Source organism: Vallitalea maricola (assembly GCF_036985595.1).
Lineage (GTDB): Bacteria > Bacillota > Clostridia > Lachnospirales > Vallitaleaceae > Vallitalea > Vallitalea maricola.
Map to the genome: position 1 here is coordinate 50,284 of NZ_BTPU01000035.1, position 21,895 is coordinate 72,178.

17 protein-coding genes are annotated in these 21,895 nt (G+C 30.7%); 14 read left to right on the forward strand and 3 right to left on the reverse strand.

The annotated features are described in order from the left end of the window. The first annotated feature begins 20 nt into the window (after window positions 1–20). The 3 genes from AACQ14_RS11585 to AACQ14_RS11595 all read left to right on the forward strand — a co-directional run bounded on the left by AACQ14_RS11585 (window position 21) and on the right by AACQ14_RS11595 (window position 5,559). Entirely contained in the window at window positions 21–2,084 is a 2,064-nt protein-coding gene (locus AACQ14_RS11585; protein ID WP_339363753.1) for an efflux RND transporter permease subunit, read from the forward strand. Window positions 2,085–2,100: 16 nt separating this feature from the next. Beyond that, a complete protein-coding gene (locus tag AACQ14_RS11590) occupies window positions 2,101–4,122 on the forward strand; it encodes a hypothetical protein (RefSeq protein ID WP_339363754.1) in 2,022 nt (673 codons plus the stop codon). A 210-nt stretch (window positions 4,123–4,332) separates the two neighbouring features. Further along, window positions 4,333–5,559 carry an extracellular solute-binding protein gene (locus AACQ14_RS11595; RefSeq protein WP_339363755.1) on the forward strand — a complete coding sequence of 409 codons (1,227 nt, stop codon included), beginning with the start codon at window positions 4,333–4,335 and terminating at the stop codon, window positions 5,557–5,559. Window positions 5,560–5,773: 214 nt separating this feature from the next. Here AACQ14_RS11595 and AACQ14_RS11600 read toward each other — a convergent pair whose 3' ends face one another. Then, window positions 5,774–7,009 carry an MFS transporter gene (locus tag AACQ14_RS11600; protein WP_339363756.1) on the reverse strand — a complete coding sequence of 412 codons (1,236 nt, stop codon included), beginning with the start codon at window positions 7,007–7,009 and terminating at the stop codon, window positions 5,774–5,776. A 526-nt stretch (window positions 7,010–7,535) separates the two neighbouring features. Here AACQ14_RS11600 and murB point away from each other — a divergent pair. The 6 genes from murB to AACQ14_RS11630 all read left to right on the forward strand — a co-directional run bounded on the left by murB (window position 7,536) and on the right by AACQ14_RS11630 (window position 12,746). After that, entirely contained in the window at window positions 7,536–8,447 is a 912-nt protein-coding gene (murB, locus tag AACQ14_RS11605; RefSeq protein ID WP_339363757.1) for a UDP-N-acetylmuramate dehydrogenase, read from the forward strand. Window positions 8,448–8,468: 21 nt separating this feature from the next. Next, window positions 8,469–9,341, forward strand: a complete 873-nt coding sequence (rapZ, locus tag AACQ14_RS11610; protein WP_339363758.1) for an RNase adapter RapZ — start codon at window positions 8,469–8,471, stop codon at window positions 9,339–9,341. A 45-nt stretch (window positions 9,342–9,386) separates the two neighbouring features. Then, window positions 9,387–10,367: a gluconeogenesis factor YvcK family protein gene (locus AACQ14_RS11615; RefSeq protein WP_339363759.1), complete on the forward strand. Its 981-nt coding sequence runs from the start codon at window positions 9,387–9,389 to the stop codon at window positions 10,365–10,367. 81 nt (window positions 10,368–10,448) lie between these two features. After that, the gene (gene whiA / locus AACQ14_RS11620; protein ID WP_113673644.1) at window positions 10,449–11,435 is read left to right on the forward strand and encodes a DNA-binding protein WhiA; all 987 of its coding nucleotides are present in this window, start codon (window positions 10,449–10,451) and stop codon (window positions 11,433–11,435) included. Next, window positions 11,410–11,667, forward strand: coding sequence for an HPr family phosphocarrier protein (locus AACQ14_RS11625; protein WP_113673645.1), 258 nt, complete (start codon window positions 11,410–11,412; stop codon window positions 11,665–11,667). The genes whiA and AACQ14_RS11625 overlap by 26 nt, the downstream gene beginning before the upstream one ends. Before the next feature lie 221 nt (window positions 11,668–11,888). Beyond that, window positions 11,889–12,746, forward strand: a complete 858-nt coding sequence (locus AACQ14_RS11630; protein WP_339363761.1) for a glycine betaine ABC transporter substrate-binding protein — start codon at window positions 11,889–11,891, stop codon at window positions 12,744–12,746. A 7-nt stretch (window positions 12,747–12,753) separates the two neighbouring features. On the opposite strand, the gene ymfI is transcribed toward AACQ14_RS11630, so the two are convergent. After that, complete coding sequence (gene ymfI, locus AACQ14_RS11635; protein WP_339363762.1) at window positions 12,754–13,488, reverse strand: elongation factor P 5-aminopentanone reductase; 735 nt, start codon at window positions 13,486–13,488, stop codon at window positions 12,754–12,756. 44 nt (window positions 13,489–13,532) lie between these two features. Beyond that, window positions 13,533–14,393, reverse strand: a complete 861-nt coding sequence (locus tag AACQ14_RS11640; RefSeq protein ID WP_339363763.1) for a deoxyribonuclease IV — start codon at window positions 14,391–14,393, stop codon at window positions 13,533–13,535. Window positions 14,394–14,985: 592 nt separating this feature from the next. Here AACQ14_RS11640 and AACQ14_RS11645 point away from each other — a divergent pair. From AACQ14_RS11645 to AACQ14_RS11665, 5 genes are all read left to right on the forward strand, one after another. Beyond that, complete coding sequence (locus tag AACQ14_RS11645; protein ID WP_339363764.1) at window positions 14,986–16,140, forward strand: LCP family protein; 1,155 nt, start codon at window positions 14,986–14,988, stop codon at window positions 16,138–16,140. A 309-nt stretch (window positions 16,141–16,449) separates the two neighbouring features. Then, window positions 16,450–17,790 (forward strand): LCP family protein, encoded by a 1,341-nt coding sequence (locus tag AACQ14_RS11650; RefSeq protein ID WP_339363765.1) that lies wholly within the window; start codon window positions 16,450–16,452, stop codon window positions 17,788–17,790. A 77-nt stretch (window positions 17,791–17,867) separates the two neighbouring features. Then, window positions 17,868–20,705, forward strand: a complete 2,838-nt coding sequence (locus AACQ14_RS11655) for a phosphodiester glycosidase family protein (protein WP_339363766.1) — start codon at window positions 17,868–17,870, stop codon at window positions 20,703–20,705. A gap of 22 nt (window positions 20,706–20,727) precedes the next feature. Beyond that, window positions 20,728–21,330 (forward strand): hypothetical protein, encoded by a 603-nt coding sequence (locus tag AACQ14_RS11660; protein ID WP_339363767.1) that lies wholly within the window; start codon window positions 20,728–20,730, stop codon window positions 21,328–21,330. Window positions 21,331–21,647: 317 nt separating this feature from the next. Beyond that, window positions 21,648–21,836, forward strand: a complete 189-nt coding sequence (locus AACQ14_RS11665) for a hypothetical protein (RefSeq protein ID WP_339363768.1) — start codon at window positions 21,648–21,650, stop codon at window positions 21,834–21,836. Window positions 21,837–21,895 lie beyond the last annotated feature (59 nt).

Sequence of the window (21,895 nt, forward strand, 5' to 3'; positions counted from 1 at the left end):
TTGCAGAAAGGAAGGATAACATGAAAAAGTTTGCAAGAATGATTGTAAAACATAGAAAATTAGTTTTACTAATTGGTGTCTTGTTAATGATACCATCACTTTATGGTATGACTAATACAAGAGTCAATTATGACTTACTAACTTATTTACCAGAAGAGTTGGATTCTATGAAAGGTCAAGAAGTAGTCGATAAAGTATTCCATAAAGCAGCGACAGGGTTACTGATTATTGAAGATATGGAATCAAAAGATGTAATAAAATTAAAAGAAAAAATAGATGAAGTAGAAGGTGTTGAAAAAACCCTTTGGATCAGTGATTTAATGGATATTACTATACCTAAGGAATTTCTGCCAAGTGATATAAAAGATGTATTCTACAGTGAGAATTCAACTTTGATGATGATAGAATTTACACATGAAGCTGCGTCAGATGAAACTCAGACAGCAATTGAAGACATTAGAGGAATAATGAACAAACAATGTTTCTTAAGTGGTATGTCAGCCATACTTAGAGATACAATTAAATTAGCTGATAAAGAAACACCTATATATGTTTTACTAGCAGTTGTCTTAGCTACAATCGTTTTAGCATTGACATTAGAATCAACAATTGTTCCATTGATCTTTTTAGCTGCAATAGGTATGGCTATATTATATAACTTTGGTACTAACATTTTCCTAGGGGAAATATCGTATATAACCAAATCCCTGGCGGCGGTACTCCAGTTAGGGGTTACCATGGACTTCTCAATCTTCTTATTACATAGATATGAAGATGAATTGAAGATTAACAGTAACAAAGATGAAGCCATGGCTGTTGCAATAACAAAAACAGCAACATCAATTGCAGGTAGTTCATTAACTACTATTGCAGGTTTCTTAGCTTTAGCAGTCATGAAATTAGGATTAGGTAAAGATATAGGTTTTGTAATGGCAAAAGGAGTTTTCATAGGTGTATTATGTACGATTACTATTCTGCCAGCACTTATACTAACATTTAATAAAGTGATACACAGATTCAATCATGGTACGGTATTACCATCATTTAATGGTACAGCTAATTTTGTAACAAAACACTATAAGAAATTTGTAGTATTGTTTATCCTATTATTTATACCTTTTATATATGGTAAAGCCAACACAGAAGTATATTATAACCTGGATGAATCATTACCAAGAAATCTTGATTCAATAGTGGCACTTGATAAGCTTAAAACAGGTTATGATATGACTACTACCCATATGATTGTTATTGATTCCCAGACTCCATCATACCAAGCAAAAGAGATGCTAGGAGAAATCGAGCAATTACCAGGAGTTCAATCGGTTATTGGATATGATAAATTAGTAGGTCCTGCAATACCTTATGAATATGTACCAGATAAGTTAACGGATATACTTGAAAAAGATGGTCACAAACTCATCTTGGTTAATTCAAGTTTCAAAGCCGCTACAGATGAACAAAACAGACAATTACAAGATATGAATGATATCGTTAAAAAATATGATGAAAACGGTATGGTTACAGGTGAAGGTGCATTAACAAAAGACTTGGTTGAGTTAGCAGATGTGGACTTCAAAAATGTAAGTATAGCATCAATTGCTGCAGTATTCGCAATTATATTATTAGTATTCGGTTCTGTATCAATTCCTATTATTCTAGTAGGAACTATAGAACTTGCTATATTTATTAATATGGGAATACCTTATTTCACTAATACGACTATTCCATTTGTATCCTCAATCGTAATTGGAACCATTCAATTGGGAGCAACAGTAGACTATGCAATATTATTAACTACTAGATTCAGAGAAGAAATACGACATGGACATGATAAATTCGAAGCTATGAGACTTAGTCTTCTAGGTTCAGTTAGATCAATAGTAACTAGTGCTCTAACATTCTTTGGTGCAACTGTAGGTGTTGGATTCATCGCTGATATGGAAATGATAAAGAGTTTAACAGGTATGATTTCAAGAGGTGCAATAATCAGTATGTTCGTAATCATATTCATGTTACCAGCACTTCTCCTCTTATTTGAAGGATTTATAGCAAAAACTAGTAGAAAATGGCGCAGAAATTAAGGAAGGATGATATAGTATGAAAAAAAGAATGAAAAAGATATGTAGTTTAGCAACTGTTTTACTAATGACAACTAGTAGTTTATCTTTTGCTGCTGATGGTACCATCAAAAAAGATGAAACTGTATATGTTAACCTATCCTCAGCAGGAGAAGTTGAAAAAATTATAGTAAGTGATCAGATACATTCAGATGTAGAAGGACAAAAGGTATTTGATAGTTCTTCTCTAACTGATATAAAAAATGTAAAAGGTGAAGAGAAACCTAGTATAGATGGTGAAAATATAGTATGGGAACTTGAAGGAAATGACTTATTCTATCAAGGTAATACAGATAAAGAGATTCCTGTAGAAATTAAAGTTAACTATTACTTGGATGGCAGTAAAATAGAACCATCAGAGTTGCCAGGTAAGTCAGGTAAAGTAAAAATAGAATTAGAAACAGTAAATAAAGAAAAACATCAAACAGTGATAAATGGTGAAACTAAAGATATATATACACCTTTCATGGTAGCTTCAGTGGTAATCCTACCAGATGATATTTTTAGTAATGTAAAGGTTAATTCAGGTAAAATATTAACTGAGGGAAATAATCAGATTGTAACTTATGTTTCAGTACCAGGTTTAAGTGAATTATTACCTGAAGATGCAACAGATATAAATATTCCTGAAAAGCTGGTAATAGAAGCAGATGCAGAAGAATTTGAGTTAGGACCTATTATGTCAGTGGCAACATGTGAATTACCTGAAATTGACGAACAAGGTGACCTAGGAAGTATAAGTGAAATGATTGATTCAGCTAATGAATTGGAATCAGCTTCCAGTAAATTAAGAGATGGAACAAAAACTCTATCAGATGGACAAACAGAACTTGCTGATAATCTAGTAAAATTTAGAGCTGGTGTAGTAGAATTGGGTAAAGGTAGCACAGTACTAATTGATGGAGTCAGCAAATTGGATTTAGGAATTGGTTCAGCTTATGAAGGTGCAACAAAAGTGGCTGATGGAATAAGACTATTTGTAGATAGTGCAGGGGAATTTGGAACAGGTGCTAAAGCCTTTGGAGAAGGAGCAAAGAGTTTTGCAGAAAAAGCTGGAGAATTTGCAAATGGAGCTAATATGCTTTCTAGTGGATTAGGAAAACTAACTAGCAGTACAAAAGAATTAGAAACAGGTGCAAAAACTCTAACTGATGGAACAGATAAATTAATAGCTGGTGAAAAACAAATAACTACAGGTGTAACTGCAAGCTTAAAAGGAGTACAAAGCTTAATTGAAGCAGTAAAACAACAAGACCCTAAGAGCCCTATGTTAGCAACTTTAAAGCAGATTGAAGCTGGTCTAAAAGCTGTTGAAGATGGTTCTAACAATATGACAAATGAATTAAACAATTTCAAGAAAGGTCAACAAAAATTATCCGCTGGATTAGGTGAACTTGGAAAAGGAACAGACACTATTAAAGAAACAGCTGGTTTATTACAAGCAGGAAGTAAAGGACTTGTAGAAGGAGCTGATAAATTATCCCAATCTGCAGTACAATTAGATACTGGAGCCAAGAAAATAGTTGGTGGTTCCACGGAATTAGTCACAGGCTCACAAGGAGTGAGTAATGGATTAGGAAAACTCTCAGAGGGCTCTAAAGCTATTATGGCAGGAAAAGATAAGTTAGTAACAGGTAATAAAGAATTACTATCAGCAGCTAATCAGTTAGTAGATGGTGGTAACAAATTAAAAGATGGAGCAAAAGAACTCAATGTAAATATGAATAGATTCCATCAAGAAGGTATTAAAGAATTAAGCAGTGTCTTAACAGAAAAAACAGAGTCATTAGATGATTTACTTCTTGTAAAAGATGAACTTGTTAAGTTAGCTGATGAATACAATTGCTTTACTGGAATTGGAAAAGACATGGAAGGTTCAGTTAAATTCATTATGAAAACTGAAGAAATCAAGAAAGTTAAGGAAGCAGTTGTTAATACAGAAACAGAAGATAAGGAAAAGAAAGGCTTCATCAATTGGATTAAAGGTCTATTTGGTAAATAAGTTATAGATTTAATATGATAAATAATAAAGGCAATCTAAAATCTTGGATTAATAATTCATGAATTAGATTGCCTTTTATCTTCCTGCTAAATAGGGAGCTTTCTTTTAGTGCAAAATTAAAAGAATAATTATATTCAATTATGTAAATAAAAAGTATATGAAATAATCATATAGGAATTAAACCTAAAATTCAACAAGGAGACTTGATAGATGAAGAAATTAATTACTACACTATTGATTACTACAGTAATAATAGCATCCATAGGAGGATGTGAGCAGGCTAAGAAAAAAGTGGTTAAATTTGGAGCTGCTGCTGATTATTACGGTGAAACAAAGTCTGTAATAGAACAATTCAATGGATCACAAGATACTTACGAGGTTCAATTAGTAGAACTTGATGGCAGTAATACTGATGCTCACGATAAAATAAAAACATCCATATCTAGGGGTTCATCCGATTTGGATGTTATATCTATGGATGTAACATGGGCTGGAGAATTTGCAGGAGGAGGGTACTTAGAACCTATTGATGTAAGAATGCAGGAAAAAGGTTACAAGAAAACTGATTTCAATGAAGGAGCCATGAAAGCAGGTAATTATGAAGGTCTACAATACACATTACCTTTTTATCTCGACCTAGGATTACTATACTATAGAAAAGATATCGTAGAAGAAACAGAAGCAAAAGTATTAGAAAGTGGTAATTATACTTATACAGATTTATCTAAGTTAGCAGAGAAATATAAAGGACAAGAAAATACAGAAACAGGATTCGTATTTCAATCCGGAGTGTACGAAGGATTAACTATAAATGTAACAGAATTCACTAACTCATTTCATACCCTAAAAAGAGGATTGGAAACAATGAAAATGTTTGTTGATGCTGATTACACACCAAATGATATTTTGTACTATAACGAGAAAGACACCAATGATGCTTTTATACAAGGCAAAACTGTATTTTCACGAAACTGGCCCTATCAATCAAAACTAGTGAACAATGAACAACTAGAACTAAATCTAAAAAAAGAACAGATTGGAATAGCACCTTTACCTAACGGAGGTGTAATAGGAGGCTATGTATTAGGAATAAACAAAAACTCATCAAACAAAGATGGAGCATGGGAATTCATTAGATATATTTCTAGCGAAGAAGGTCAAAAAACTATAGTTATTCAGGGTCAACATATACCAGGATATAATAAATTATTGACAGACGCTGATATAATGGACTCAAATGAATTGTTCAAATCACAAGGCTATAAGAACGCATTAGCCTCATCAATAGTAAGACCTATCTCGGATAAATATACAACAGTATCAGATACTATACAGATAAATGTACACAAATACTTATCAGGAGCCCAAGATCTAGGCATAACCATCAAAGAATTAGAAAAACTAATAACAGACAATAAAATAATCTCAAAACAATAAAATGTATATTAATTAACATTATTAATAAGATTACTATAGTTACTAACTAAAAAGTGGCAAAACGCACAAGAAACATATATAGTGATAAGAACGATTTTTACAGCTTGTTGTTACCTTCGAATCAGATAAAACAACAAATGTAACGAGAGTGATTATCACTATATATGTTTTATGATACTACCGTTGTCCATCTTTTAAAACATAATCTATTGACTTACTCAGCTTTTTTAGTCTGCACTATAGTATACATAAACAACAACGCTGCAACAAATGATATAGCTGTCAAGAAAAATAAAACATTAAACCCAATGATATCAACAAAAAGCCCAAATATCAATGGTCCAGTTATAGCAGCTACTGAAGATGAAAAATAATAGAAACCAGTATAAGTACCAACTTTTGCTTCATCAACCCCTTCAACTATGTAAGGATAAGAATTTATGTTCACTAATGACCAGAATATACCAGCTACCGCTAATAATGCTATCATAGTATACTTATTAAAAGGTATGATACCTACAGGTCCCATTAAACCAATAATAATAAATATAAAAACATCAGTAGTCAAACCAATAAGAATAGCTTTTCTTTTGCCTAATTTTTTGCCTATAAACCCTGAAGGAATAGCAAAGATCAAAAACGCTGCCGCAAAAGCACTGAGAATAATTCCCGATTCATGTTTTTGTAAACCAATATAATGAACTATGTAATTACTGAACGTAGCTTCCATTCCTTGATAACCAATGAACCAAAAAAGAATGGCAAAAAGTAAATGCAGGGTTTTGCTATCTTTGCTGCTGATAATTTCTTTCAATGTAGATATTATTTTAACTTTTTCATCTGATTCAGATTTACTGTATGTACTTGGTTCTTTGATGAAGAATATTATAACAAGTAGAGAAATAAGCATAACTATACCAGTTGCCAAAAAAGGTAGATTATTATTGATTTTGTACAATCTAGAACCACCATATAATACAAAAACAGCAGCTAGACCACCCATGAAGTTAATAACTGCATTAGCTTCGCTTCTTTGGTGAGAAGGAATCATATCAGGCATTAACGCAACAGTTGGACCTCTGTAGATTGCCATTGAAAAATTCAAAACGGTAATTATAATCAAGAATAATAATAAATCATTTGAAAACATAGGTAATAAAATAAACATAAGTGCAGATATAGGAAGACCAATCATAATAAACGGTTTTCTTCTACCGAACCTTGTATGAGTATTATCGCTTACAGCACTAATAAATGGTATTAAGAAAATAGCTAAGATGTTATCAAGGGTCATGATACTATTAACAACTAACTGGCTTGGAAAAAATTCTTTCAGAAATAATGGAACATAGTTATTATAAAGGGGCCATACTAAACTAATAGCAAAAAAACCAAAACCTAGAATAAAAGTTTTCTTATAATTTAATTTTCCTGTTGCTTCTTTAACCATAAATTCATCCTCCAATGTATTAATATAATATCAAAGCAATTAATCTACAAAAAGTAATATTACATAATTACTTATTGCAATTAATCATTATAATTATATAAGTTAAATTAAATAATTGCTATAGAGCCAGCAATTATTAAGTTCAATTCAACTTATAAAATCAAGGAAAATATATTGAACTTATTGAAATGGTGTTCAATATATATATTATACAATAAAAACGTAATATTTTAGTTAAAATAATATTAAATGTATAAGTTCAATATAAATAGCTGTAAAAGCATTAAGATATTCTAACCTATAAATTAAAAAAATATGATATAATAAGGTTATTGCAAAAAATTATATTACTTACTTAACTTTTCCACTTCAATATTCTATGAAGGTAAGCTAATTAGAAGGCTTTGCAGAATAAAAATATAACCTATAAGCCTTAATTTATCTGCATTTAATTAAATGTGGAAAAGTTGAGTTGCATTTTTAGTGAGTTACATAATATATTAGTATAGTATGAAAGGATGTATTTATGGATATAGATAGAATAACCCAAGAATTAACAAAGGAAATAAGGAAAGAAAATGTCATAAAAGACGAAAGAATGTCAAAACACACCACTTTCAAAGTGGGAGGGAAGGCTGATTTATTTGTTTGCCCAAGTAATGTAAATGAACTATCCCATGCTATAAAGACATGTAAAACTTTTAATATACCTTATTATGTAGTAGGTAACGGAAGTAATATAATTGTAAAAGATAATGGTTTTAGAGGTGCTATAATACAATTATATAAAAACCTCAATAATGTAACTATTGAAGATGATACAATTACTGCTGATGCTGGTATACTATTGGCCAAATTAGCCAAAATCATAGCAAATGAAAGTCTAGAAGGCTTTGAATTTGCAGCTGGTATTCCTGGTACATTGGGTGGTGCAGTATATATGAATGCTGGAGCCTATGGTGGTGATATGTCCCAAGTAATTGTTTCAGCAGATGTTATTGATGAAAAAGGAAATATCATAACGTTATCAAAGGAAGAGTTAAAATTAGGATATAGAACTAGTATAGTTCAACAAAAAAATTATATTGTACTAAGGGCAGTATTAAAATGTAAAAAAGGTAACAAAGAAAAAATAAAAGGTTTAATAGAAGAATTAAACAACAAGCGTAAAGAAAAACAACCATTGGAATATCCAAGTGCAGGCAGCACTTTCAAAAGACCAGAGGGGTACTATGCTGGAAAGCTTATCATGGATAGTGGATTAAGAGGTCATCAAATAGGTAATGCTCAAGTATCAGAGAAACACTGTGGATTTATTATCAATAGAGGTGATGCAACAGCTAATGATATCATTAATCTTATTAATCATGTAAGAAATACAGTTAGAGATAAATACCACGTCAATTTAGAAACAGAAGTAAGAATTATTGGAGAATAGAAACTAGAAAGGATGAAGCTCATGCGGTTTGTAATTGTTACAGGAATGTCTGGAGCAGGCAAAAGTATATCTTTAAAGATGTTAGAAGATATCGGTTTCTTTTGTGTTGACAATCTTCCACCGGTACTTATTAATAAGTTTGCTCAGATTTGTTTCAGTCCTGATTCAGGAATAGATAAAGTTGCTTTGGGAATAGATACTAGAGGTGGAAATTTATTTACTGAGCTTCTTAATGAGATAAAGAAATTAGAGAACGAAGGCTATGAATTAGAAGTTCTTTTTTTAGATGCTAACGATGAAACTCTAGTCAAGAGATTCAAAGAAACAAGACGAAAACATCCTCTTGTGTCTGAAGGCAGAATACAAAATGGTATTGATAAAGAGAGAAAAATACTAGAAAAGGCTAAAAAAAGAGCTAATTTTATTATTGATACCAGCAAATTACTAACAAGAGAATTGAAATCAGAATTAGCCAAGATATTTTTAGAAGGGAAGAAATACGAGAATTTAATTATTACTGTTCTATCCTTTGGATTTAAATATGGGATTCCTTCTGATGCTGATTTGGTTTTTGATGTAAGATTTATTCCTAATCCTTTCTATATACCAGAACTAAAAGAGAAATCAGGTAATGAGAGGGAGATTAAAGATTATGTACTAAAATGGGATGTATCAAACAAATTCATTGATAAATTGGATGATATGATAAATTTCTTGATTCCTAATTACATCCAAGAGGGCAAAAATCAATTAGTTATTGCTATAGGATGTACAGGTGGTAAACATCGATCTGTTACTTTGGCTAATGAGCTATATAATAGATTATTAAAACAAGATTACAGTACCAATATTTATCACAGAGATATAGAAAAAGACTCAAAATTGAAGAGTTAATTTTTTCGTAGCTTATTATTTTAGCATTGAGGAGTGAGTTATTAAATGATTCAAGATATGGACGATATAAAAATAGTAACTATGGGTGGAGGTACTGGATTATCTACTATGTTAAGGGGACTTAAAAAATATACTGAAAATCTTACAGCCATTGTTACCGTTTCAGATAATGGAGGCAGTTCAGGAATACTTAGAAGAGAATTGGATATGCTTCCTCCAGGGGATATTAGAAACTGTATATTAGCATTAGCTGAAACTGAACCTATTATGGAAAAGGTCTTTCAATATAGATTTACAGAAGGAAGTCTTAGTGGACAAAATTTCGGTAATCTCTTTTTAGCAGCTCTTAATGGAATATTTGGAAGCTTTGAACAAGCGATAGAAAAGACAAGTGAAGTTTTAGCGGTAAAAGGCAAGGTTCTTCCAGTGACCATACAAAACGTGGAATTATGTGCTCTATTTGATGATTCTGTTATAGTTGAAGGTGAAAGCGAAATTGTTCAAAGATGTAAAAACGATAGAAAAAATATTAAAGACGTATGGTTATATCCTAAGAATCCAAAACCATATGATAAAGTTATAGAAGATATTAATGAAGCCGATATATTGGTTCTTGGACCAGGCAGCCTGTATACTAGTATAATACCTAATTTATTGGTAAGAGATATTGCACAAGTAATAAAAGAATCTAAACCAACAGTTATTTATGTGAGTAATATAATGACTCAACCAGGTGAAACAGATGATTATAATTTAACAGATCATATTAATGTTGTTGAAAAATATCTAGGAAAAGGTATAATAGATTATATTATAGTTAATAACCAAGAAATACCTAGTGAAATTCTAGAACTCTACATAGAAGATGGAGCTATACCTGTTACATATAATAAAAAATTATTAAAAGATAAGGGAATAAAAGTATTAGAAGCTCCATTATTGAGGATACTAAGTGGGACCACATTAATTAGACATAACTCAGATAAACTAGCAGAAGTTATAATATCTATATTGAAACAACTTTAACCAATCCTGCATTTTGCCATCTATAGCCTAATAAATATACAAATAATGGGTAAAATAATTAGAATGATAGGGTGTGATTATATGTCTTTTTCTTCAAAAGTAAAAGAAGAATTATCAAGGCATATTGGCAGTGCAAGACATTGCAGAATCGCTGAAATAGCAGCTATTATTAACATTTGTGGTAAGATAAAAGTAGTAAATAATAATGAAATAACAATTAAAGTACAAACAGAAAATGCTGCTGTTGCAAGAAAGTACTTTACATTGTTGAAAAAAACATTTAATATTAATGTTGAAGTATTAATAAGGAAAAACACTCAATTAAAAAAGAGTAGAATATATGTAATGTATATTACTAATGCTAGGATAGCTCTTAAAATACTGAAGGCTATAGGTATTGCAGAGTTTGGAGAAGATGGAAGACTTCATATAGTTCATCGGATCAATCCTTTGATTGTACAAAGTACATGTTGTAAAAGAGCATATATAAGAGGAGCTTTTTTAGGGAGTGGTTCATTAAGTGATCCAGAAAAGACATATCATCTAGAATTTGTTAGCGGACATAAAAATCAAAGCGAAGAATTAAGAAGATTAATTAATTCATTCGGTATGGAATCCAAAACAATAATGAGAAAAAAATACTATATCACTTATCTAAAAGAAGGTTCTCAGATTGTTGATTTATTAAATATTATGGAAGCACATGTTGCGCTAATGGACTTAGAAAATGTAAGAATCTTAAAGGAAATGAGAAATAATGTTAATAGAATTGTTAACTGTGAGACAGCAAATCTTAAGAAAACAGTATCTGCTGCTGTTAGACAAGTAGAAGATATTAAATATATAGATCATACTGTTGGTCTTAATTCTTTACCAGAGCCTTTAGAAGAAATTGCTAGAATAAGGTTAGAATATACATCAGCTACTTTAAAGGAATTAGGTACATTGCTAGATCCACCAGTAGGCAAATCTGGAGTTAATCATCGATTACGAAAAATAAGTAATATTGCTGAAAAATTAAGAGACAAAAGGGAGGATAACTATGATAGAGAAAAAAATAACAGTTAAAATCGCTTCAGGACTTGAAGCTAGACCAGTAGCTTTATTTGTACAAGTTGCAAGTCAATTTGAAAGTAATATTTATGTAGAGATGCAGGATAAAAAGGTTAATGCTAAAAGCATAATGGGTATGATGTCACTAGGTGTATTAGAAGGTGAAGATATTACCATATCAGCAGATGGAACTGACGAGGAAAAAGCTATTAATGAGCTTGAAAAGTACTTAAGCGAAGATAAATAGTGTTATTAATAAAAATGAAAAGAGGCTGTCATAAAATTGACAGTCTCTTTTTGAGTGTATAAATACTAAAATTCTCTTATTCATGTATAAGTGATAATTCCCAAAACTAACCATAATATACAAAATTAATATGTGAAATACTAATAAGGCACAGCAAAAGTTGACAGTTAAGAGTGCAAAGTAGATTATCTGCTTTGATTAGACGAAGGGATGTATTTCATATGAAAAGATTATTAATTATTATACTATGTTTATTGCTGTTAGTTTCATGTACCAGAAGTGAAAAAGAAGATAAAGATATAAGTGAAGATGTGGATATAAGGATAGGATGTACCACTTATCCATCATCCTATGCTCAAGCCGTTTTACTTAATGAAATAGTTAATAGGAAAGGATATACTTCAAAAATTATAGTGAATGATACAGATACAATCTGGGATAATCTAGGTAAAGGTAAAATAGATGTTCTGTTAAGCGGTTGGGTACCTACTATTGATACAGGAAGAAAAGCAAAATTAGAATCTCTAATCAAAGATTTAGGAACTAATTGTAGAAATTTATCTAATGGGATTTACGTTCCTAGTTATACTCTTACAGGTTTTTTGTGTGAACTAGAAGATTATAAGGAAAAATTTTCAAATACAATATATGTTTGCAGAGAAAGCAATATAATCATTGAAGAAACCAAAAACATGTTACAAAAATATGGTATGGAATATAATATAAAAGAAGTAGACTACAAAGAATTAGATACATTAATAAAAAAATCTATTGATAACAAAGAATGGATTGCAGTAGCTTTGTGGACACCTAATGGTACTATAAATAAATTTGGCTTAAGGCAACTAAGAGACACTAAGAACATATTTACCAATAATATTGATACCCATACTATTGTCAGAAGTGAATATACCAATCCAGAATTATTGAATATACTAGATAATTATTTTCTAAGAACAGGAGAATTAAATGAATTGATAAATGTATTAGATGAAAATGACCAAGAAAAAAAGATTGTTAACACATGGTTAGATAACAATCTTCAGATATTAAATAGATTAATATATAAGCCTAATTAAATAATTGCTAAATCAATCCTCCATCTAATGTTATTATTTGTCCTGTAAGATAAGAAGAATCAGATGAAGATAAATAATAACATAGGTTGGCTACTTCTTCAGGTCTACCAATTCTATTTGAAGGAATCTCTTCAATAATAGTATCTAGGTCTTCTTTTGCAAGACATGAATTCATATTAGTATCTATTAAGCCACAAGCTATAGCATTAACACGTATATGACTTGGTGCAAGCTCTTTTGCAAGTGCTTTAGTAAAAGAATTTACTCCACCTTTTGAAGCGGAATAGGCAACTTCACAAGAGGCTCCAGTTATCCCCCACATAGATGTTATATTAACTATGTTACCACTTTGATTTTTAATCATTGCAGGGACGGCTTGATGACATACATTATACAATGATTTTAGATTAGTATTTATCATGTTATCCCACAGGTCTTCACTAGTATCTGTGAATAACTTTATACTGGATATACCTGCATTGTTGATAACTATATCAACATCTCCAAATACTAGTTTGATTTCTTCGAACATGTCTTTAACAGAATTATAATTCGATACGTCAGTCATGATAGGAAGACAAGATACACCATAACCTTTTATGATTTCAGAGGTATCAATCAGCTCATTAAAACTTGACGAGCAGTTGATTACAACGTTATATCCTTCTTTAGCATATTTTATGGCAATTGCTTTTCCTATGCCTCTGGAAGATCCTGTTACAAGAACAGTTTTCTTATCCATGAATTTTCATTTCCTTTCTATAAAACTTAATTATCATTAGTGTATTAGATACCTCTTAACATAGCAATTTCTTCTTTATATAGATTTGTTTTTTTATCTATCCACGGAGTTTCTAGAATAAGTGGTTTATTATCACATATTTGGCTGTGAACTATATTATAGAGAGACTGGGCTCCTATTTGATCAAGACCACGTTTATTAGTAGTATCAGCTCCTATGTTAGCATGTCTGTCTTTTCGTGAACCCTTACCATTAAGTGAACCATTGATATGAAAAACTTTTAATCTATCAAGTCCTATGACGCTATCAAATTCTTCCATAACCCCATCAAAATTATTAATAATATCATAGCCGCTATCATGAGTGTGGCAGGTATCAAAACATATACCTATCTTATCTTTTAGTTCAACTTTGTCAATTATTCTTCTAAGTTCTTCGAATGTCTTTCCTACTTCTGAACCTTTTCCAGCCATGGTTTCTAAGCATATATAAGGTTTAGTATCATTTGTTAGGACATTGTTTAGTCCTTCTGCGATCCTGTTTATCCCGTAGTCGGTATCTTTAACTGTATAGGAACCAGGATGAACTACAATATAATTAGAACCGATTACTTCTGTTCTTTTAATCTCTTCTTTCAAAAAAGATTGGGCTAAGCCGTAGATATCATCTTTTACTGAAGCTAGATTAATGATATAGGGAGCATGGACAACGATATCTCTTATTTCATGTTCTTTCATAAATTCTTTACCTTCTTCAATTCTCATGTCTTCTAAAGATTTTCTTCGTGTATTCTGGGGTGCACCAGTATATATCATAAAGGTATTAGCATTATATGAATGAGCTGTTTTTGCAGCCCCTATGAGACCTTTTGAAATAGATACATGAGATCCAATTAGTATTGACATATATATCACCTTCTTTAATTTATTTTTTTACAAGATAATAACCAAAATTTAACAAAAAACGCTAAATAAAAATAGTAAAAAATATATAAAAAGTAATTTTTTTACTGGGTTGGTGAAACAAAATTAATATAAATTTCGTCTAATGTGGGAAAACTAAATAAAGTATTCTATGTAATATATAAGTTGAAATAAATAATTTTTATAATGTCAGTAATTATTTAGTTCTTATATAACTTTTAAAATCAAGATAAATATATTGAACTTATTGAAATGGATGTTCAATATATATAGTTGTATATATAAATAATATACATTAATAAATATTACATAGCAACATTAATTTATAATAATCTCCTCCAAGTTTATTTTAGTGTTTTTTAATCCTTAACTAATTATACAAAAAACTAAATTACTATTTTTAACAATGAATATAACACTATATGTTTAGTGTATTGTAAATTAAGCTAAATAATAAATAGGTATAACTTATAGATTAGGTTAAATTATTAGAACTAAATTAAATTAAAAAAAATGTTAACTGTTTGTAATGTTTTTATGGTATGATATTAGATGATTAATAGGAGGTAGAAAGATGAACAATAAAAAAAGAACTAGTACATTGCTAATGTTAATTATAGTAGTAGCAGTAATTTTGACAACTTCATTAGTTATTGTACTAACGGCTAATGATAATAAATTAGTCAATGGACAAGATGACGTACCTGGTGGAGAAGAAATCAATGGCTCAAATAATACTGATGAGGAAGATAATAAAGAGGAAGAAGTTAAAAAACCAGAATCAGTAAATGCTTTATTAATAGGATTTGACAAGTCAAACGGACTATCTGATGTTGTTATGGTAGCCCATTTAGATACTGATACTAACCAATTAAAATTAATATCATTACCAAGAGATTTATTCATTGATTTCAGGGAAGATGGATTTGATAAGATAAAGAAAGAAAATAATATCAGGGTTAAATATTGTAAACTAACAGAAGTCTATTCCAATGCTGGTTGGGATGATGATGCTTTGTTAGTAATAAAAGATGTTGTAGAAGAAATTACACAATTAGATATTGATTATACAGCGGCAGTTACTATTGATAGTTTTAAAGATATAGTAGACGCTGTTGGTGGAGTAGAATTTTATGTGCCAGAAAAAATGGATTACGAAGACGAAGTACAAGGATTATACATTCATCTAAAAGAAGGATTACAGGTATTAGATGGAGATAAAGCTGAACAATTAGTTAGAAACAGACACTATAAAGGCGTTCCACCAGATCTTAAAAGAATTCAAATGCAACAAGATTTTTTAATAGCAATGAGTAATAAAATCCTCAAGATAAGGGATTTTGATAAGATAAAAGAGTTGGCAACGACAGTTTATGGTCATTTGAAAACTGATTTTGGATTGGTAACAGCTAATGAATATGTTAGTTATATATTTAATCTTAACCTAAAAGAAATTCTTACACCAGAGAATAAAGTTACAATACCATCAGATGGAGAGAAAATAAATGGTATATGGTACCAGACATGGAATAAGGATGTTGTACTTGAGTCTATAGATACACTTTTGAACAAACCAACAATGCCAGCAGAAACAACACCTGATGATAAAGAAGAAGATCAAGCTAGTAGTACTGATACAAAAGATGATAATGAACATGAAAAGACTACAGAAGCTATGAAAAATAAAAGTACTAAAAATGACGATAGTAAGATAGAATTTGTTTATTAATATTTGTCTATAATATTAAAATTTAACAGATTTGTAATATTTTCTAATATCATGTTAATTATTGTCAATTATACCTACTTTTGATATACTAGTTATAGTAATATTAATCCACAAAAAGTAAATTTTGATTGGATAATTATTGTAAAATACATTAGCATGTTCTAAATAATGGTAGTATGAAAATCTTAGATGATAATAAGTTTAAACAAGGTTATCTATTAGTAATAATGCTATTTAGATACCTTGTTTTATAAAATGCAAAAATAGATTTTATTTTATGGACATGCTTGAAATTATAGGAGGGTAAAATTGGATAATAATAAGAAAGCTACATTACTAACCAAATTTCTAAAAGTGTTTTTAATTTCAGTAGTCATATTTTCTTTGATAGCTGGTGTTGCTACTGGGGGTTATGTATTACTTAATAGAGGAAAAGATAAAGCAGATAATCCTAAAAAAACGGACACCGATACAGGTGAAAAAGATGACCTTGGTTCTACCGAAGAAGTAGATAAGGAAAAACAGATATCTACATTTGCAGTATTTGGTGTAGATAAAGATGGTTGGCGTACTGATGTAACAATGGTTATGACATTTAATCACATAACAAAAGGAATTAACATAGTCTCTATTCCGAGAGACACATTAGTGGAATTACCCACTGAAATACATAATGAATTATTAGAAGGAAGAAAAGATACACCTAAGAAATTAAAAATCAACGGTATTCCAGCATATGCACCAAAAGATAAAAGAAATGAATATTCTGTTAGAATGTTAGAATATTTGTTTGACATAAAAGTTGACTATTATTTTAATCTTAACATCAAAGCATTTAAAAAGATAGTTGATATAATAGGACCTATTGAATTTGAAATACCATTTGATATGTATTATCCAGACCCAGCACAAGATTTGTACATTAATCTTAAAAAAGGAGTACACCAATTAAACGGTGCTCAAGCAGAACAGCTTATCAGATACCGAAAAGGTTATGCTAATGGAGATATAGGACGTATCAATATGCAGCATGAATTCATGAAAGCTTTTGTGAATGAAGTACTGACTGAAAAAAATAAGCTTAATATTTTAACAATTGGAAGTACTATAATTAGTAATACAACTACTAATTTTGATGATTTATTAAATTACTATGAATATATTGATGATATTAATTTAGATAATCTAGAATTATATACATTGCCAACTGATAGACAAGGTGGTTCCGAATATTATTATTACGATAAGGAAGCATCAAAGGAATTATTTGAAAAGATTACACAAGTAAATGATACTAATGATAATGAAGATAATACAAAAGAAGGTAAAGATGCAGAAACTAAGCCAGAAGAACCAAAGATTATAAGTAGTAAAGGATTAAGAATAGAAGTACTTAATAGTTCAAAACTTACCGGTTTAGCTGGTAGAACCAAAGAAAAATTAGTAGGTGATGGTTTCACTATATCCAAGATAGGTAACTACAATACTGAAGTATTACAAAAGACTAAGATCATTATCCCAAATGAGGGTATGGGAGAAGACTTGAGCGAGTACTTCAAGGATGCAGTTATTGAGTTAAATGCAGAAGCTTTATCAGAAGGGGTAGATATTAGAATTATTATTGGTACTAATGATAGAGATGATAATTAGGAATTGATATTGGACATAGAGGAGTAGATATTGACTGATATTAGCATTCCTTACTGACAAGATTAGGGGTTGATATAATGAGAAAAATATTTAAGAAGTTATTTAGTGTTTTAGTTTTAGCAGCAATTATAGTTAACAACAAGATTTCATTTGCAGGTACAACTGATAATATTTTATATCAAAATACCGAAAAAGAAACTATCTCCAGTGGTATTACATATGAAAAAAATACCAGATTAACAGAAGCAGGATGGGTTGATGTACATATTATAGAAGCAGATTTAACTAATCCATTTGTCAAGTTGGATGTAATTAGAAATACAGATGGGTTTGGATTAAAAGATTCTCTTACATCCCTATCAGAAGAAAATAATGTTATAGCTTCTGTCAATGCAGACTTTTTCAATATGAAGAATAATCCTACTGATATTATAGGATTTGAATATGAAAAAGATGGAATCATCATAGGTAAACATAATTTCAATGCAGGTGGTAATTCATATGGTTCATTATTTCTTGATTCAAATAATATGCCTTTCATTGATTTTATGAATATGAGTTTGTTGATTACTAGTGAAGATGGTGAAAAAAAATTATACTTCAGTGGATTCAATCAGATAACTATGTTGCCTGAATCTGTAGTTTATTTTGATAAATACGCAATGAAGGATACAACAGAAATAGATGAAAAAAATCCTGGACTATGCAAGATGGTTATAGAAGATAATGTTGTTACTTACTTGTCTACACCAGGAGAGACTATAACAATGCCTGAAAATGGTTTTGTGATAGTTATGAATGAAGAAACAGCTCTTTATAGTTTCAAAAGTTTTACAGTTGGTACAAAGATAGTCCTTAACAAAAATACCAATATTGATATAGAGTCAATAAATCTGGCAATTAGTGGTGGAGGAAAAGTTGTATCACAAGGTGCAATCAGTAATGAAGGATATGTAGTCGATAGAAAAAGAAGACACCCTCGAACTGCTATAGGTTATAATCAAAGCAAAGATAAATTATACATGGTTGTAGTTGATGGTAGAGGTTCAAGTATTGGAGCTACTCATGATGAATTAGGTAAAATACTTCTTGATAATGGAATATATGATGCTATTCATCTTGACGGTGGTGGTTCAAGTACTTTAGTAGGAAGACATTTAGGGTATTCTAATGTTAATGTATTCAACAGACCATCTGGTGGAGTACAAAGAAGAATTCCTAATGGAATAGGTTTAACTTCTATAGCTCCAGCCAGTGAGTTATACGAATTAAAGATAGTAGCTGATAAAACTAGAACATTCAAAGATATGCCTATTACTTTTAATGTTCTTGGTTATGATAAATACTATAATCCAATAGAAATAAATAGTGACAGCCTAATTTGGGAGACAGTAGGAATCAACGGTAAATGGGAAGATAATAAATTCTATCCTCAAAGTGAAGGTAAAGGAACAGTGAAAGCACATGTGAATGGTATTTCTGCTGAGATTACTGTTCAATCTACCAATGAACCTATTTCCTTGGAAATAAATCATGAATTCAGTTTCTTAGAACCAGGAGAATCAACTAACCTCAAGATATTAGGAATTGATAAAGATGGTTATAGAGGTGAAGTCAACTCTAAAAATGTAACATGGGAAGTGGAGAACAAAAGTATTGGTGAATTCCAAAATGGACAATTTGTTGCAAGTAACAATCTTGGACAAAGCCTAATAAAAGGTACAATAGGTGATACAACTGTCTATGGATATGTTATCGTCAACAAGGAAACAGGACTTATTGATTCATTTGAAAATGATATAAAAATACATACTACAGCTCATCCAGAAACAGTTTCAGCTACGGCAGAAGTTATAAATGAAGCTCATGAAGGTAATAATTCTATTAAATTGAATTATAGTTTTAAAGAGTCAACTAATACTCAAGCAGCTTATTTAGAATTTGATGAACCATACACTTTTGATAAGAAAATTAATAAGGTTGGACTTTGGGTAGAAGGTAATGGTATCAATCACTGGTTGAGAGGAAGAGTTATAGATGCTGATGGAAATCAAAAACTATTGACTTTTTCGTATGCTGTTGATTGGACAGGCTGGAAATATGTAACTGCCGATGTACCACAAGATGTTAAATATCCAATTCAATTAGATAGAATATACGTAGCTAATTTGCATTGTCCACAAGACGACAGCTTCCAAATGAAATTTGATGAATTAACAGCCCACTATGCTTTTGATACATCGAACCTTTCTTTACCTAAAGAGCAGATTTATGATCCATTAGGTAAGAAAACAATTGAGAATCCACAGATGAAGATGTCTATATTTGGAAGTACTGGCTCTAAGAATACACTGTTAGATGGAATAGTACAACGTGAAGTATTAGAAAAAATGGAAGAAGTATCAGATGTAAGCTTATTTGTTGGAAATACTAACATACCAAGTGATGAATTAAAGAATGATATTGTGACTTGGAATAATCAATATAAAGTTACTGACTATGAAAATGTCAGGATTATTAATTTAGCTACATCAAATAATAGTATGAGATTAACAGACCCTAACCAATGGAAGAGATTTGTTAATGATCTTAATAATACTAAACAGAAACATATATTCATTACATTAGATAAGAACCCATTGAAGTTCAGTGATGAAAGAGAAGGGGAGTTATTCTGTGATATACTTAAAAAAGTTAAAGAAGAAAAAGATAAAAATATTTTTGTTATAAATGGTAGTGGCTATGACTTTAATGTAGAGTATGTAGAAGGTATCAGGTATATGGACATTAATGGATTATGGTATAAAGTCTATGGTGATAACAAAGTAGACTTGAATGATAAATTCTATATTATCAATTTCAATATTAATCCTGATGATATATCATACAACGTTACTAATGTTTATCCAAAATAATTAAAGAATAGGTGGTTTTTACATGGGCAAAAAAGGATATCGTATTATAATATGTTGTTTACTGCTTATTGTTACAGGGTTATTATATACATCAACGAAGGCTTCTAGTGTAGATCCAGGAACTATACAGGATCCATTGGTCACTAAGAGTTATGTTGACGAAAAGATAGCAGAAATTAGTAATAATCAAGGGAATTCCTCTGGTAATAATCAAAATACTAATACTGATATTGACTATGCAAAAATTTATTCAGAAGTTAGTAAGTATATTGATGGTAAGCTTGAAGGTGTAGGTAATAATACTGCAACAGCTAAGTTTGAGATTATTGAACTTGATGCAGGACAAAAACTTATTTGTAAGGATAGCTCGGAAGTTATTTTAAGAGCTGGTTCAGCTACTATAATTGGTAATGAAACAGGTGATGGAATTTCGGATATTACCATTGGTATAGATTTGGCTATGGGTGTTGTTGTGCCTAAGAATCATCTACTTATTGTTCCAAGGGATGATGGAAGAGGATTGCAGATTGTGACTAAAGCTTATGTTATGGTTAAGGGTGAGTATAGCGTAGAGGATGAGGTTGCTAGTGAAGAAGGGGTAGAACCAAATAGCGGTGAAAGTTAGAGTTGAATTTAGATAGGTTAACGGAAGTCCCGTGCCTAGGGATAGTAAAGGTGAATGTTTCGCCGGCAAGTTTTACGTCCATGTAAAAATTGCCGGGTTCGCCGTCCATGGCTCACTACTTCACATTCACCTTTACTATCCCTTTTTGGGATGGCTCGTGATATGTATTTCGGAGTTATGAGCTAAGTATGAACTACTAGTAGCTATAGCTTTTTAAGAGACTAGAATAATCAATAGCCAATCGGTTATGTAGCTTAGAAGAAAAAGTGTTTTGTGATTATATTGATGATTATTTCGTGGCAAAATAGTATATGTATATGTGGAGTAGTGAGGCAGGACGCCGAACCCAGCTTTTTGCTCAGGACGAGCAAGTAGCTGGCGTAACATATACATATACTGTTTTGCAAAAACCAAGTCAGAACAAAACATCTTTTCTGACTGACTTAAAATCAAAGCTAATTGGAAACTTAACAAAAAGCACAATAGTTTTTACCACTATTTTATGATATAATTCTATAAAGAAAATACAAGATTATTTATTAGTAAAGTAAAGTGAGGCCCCTAT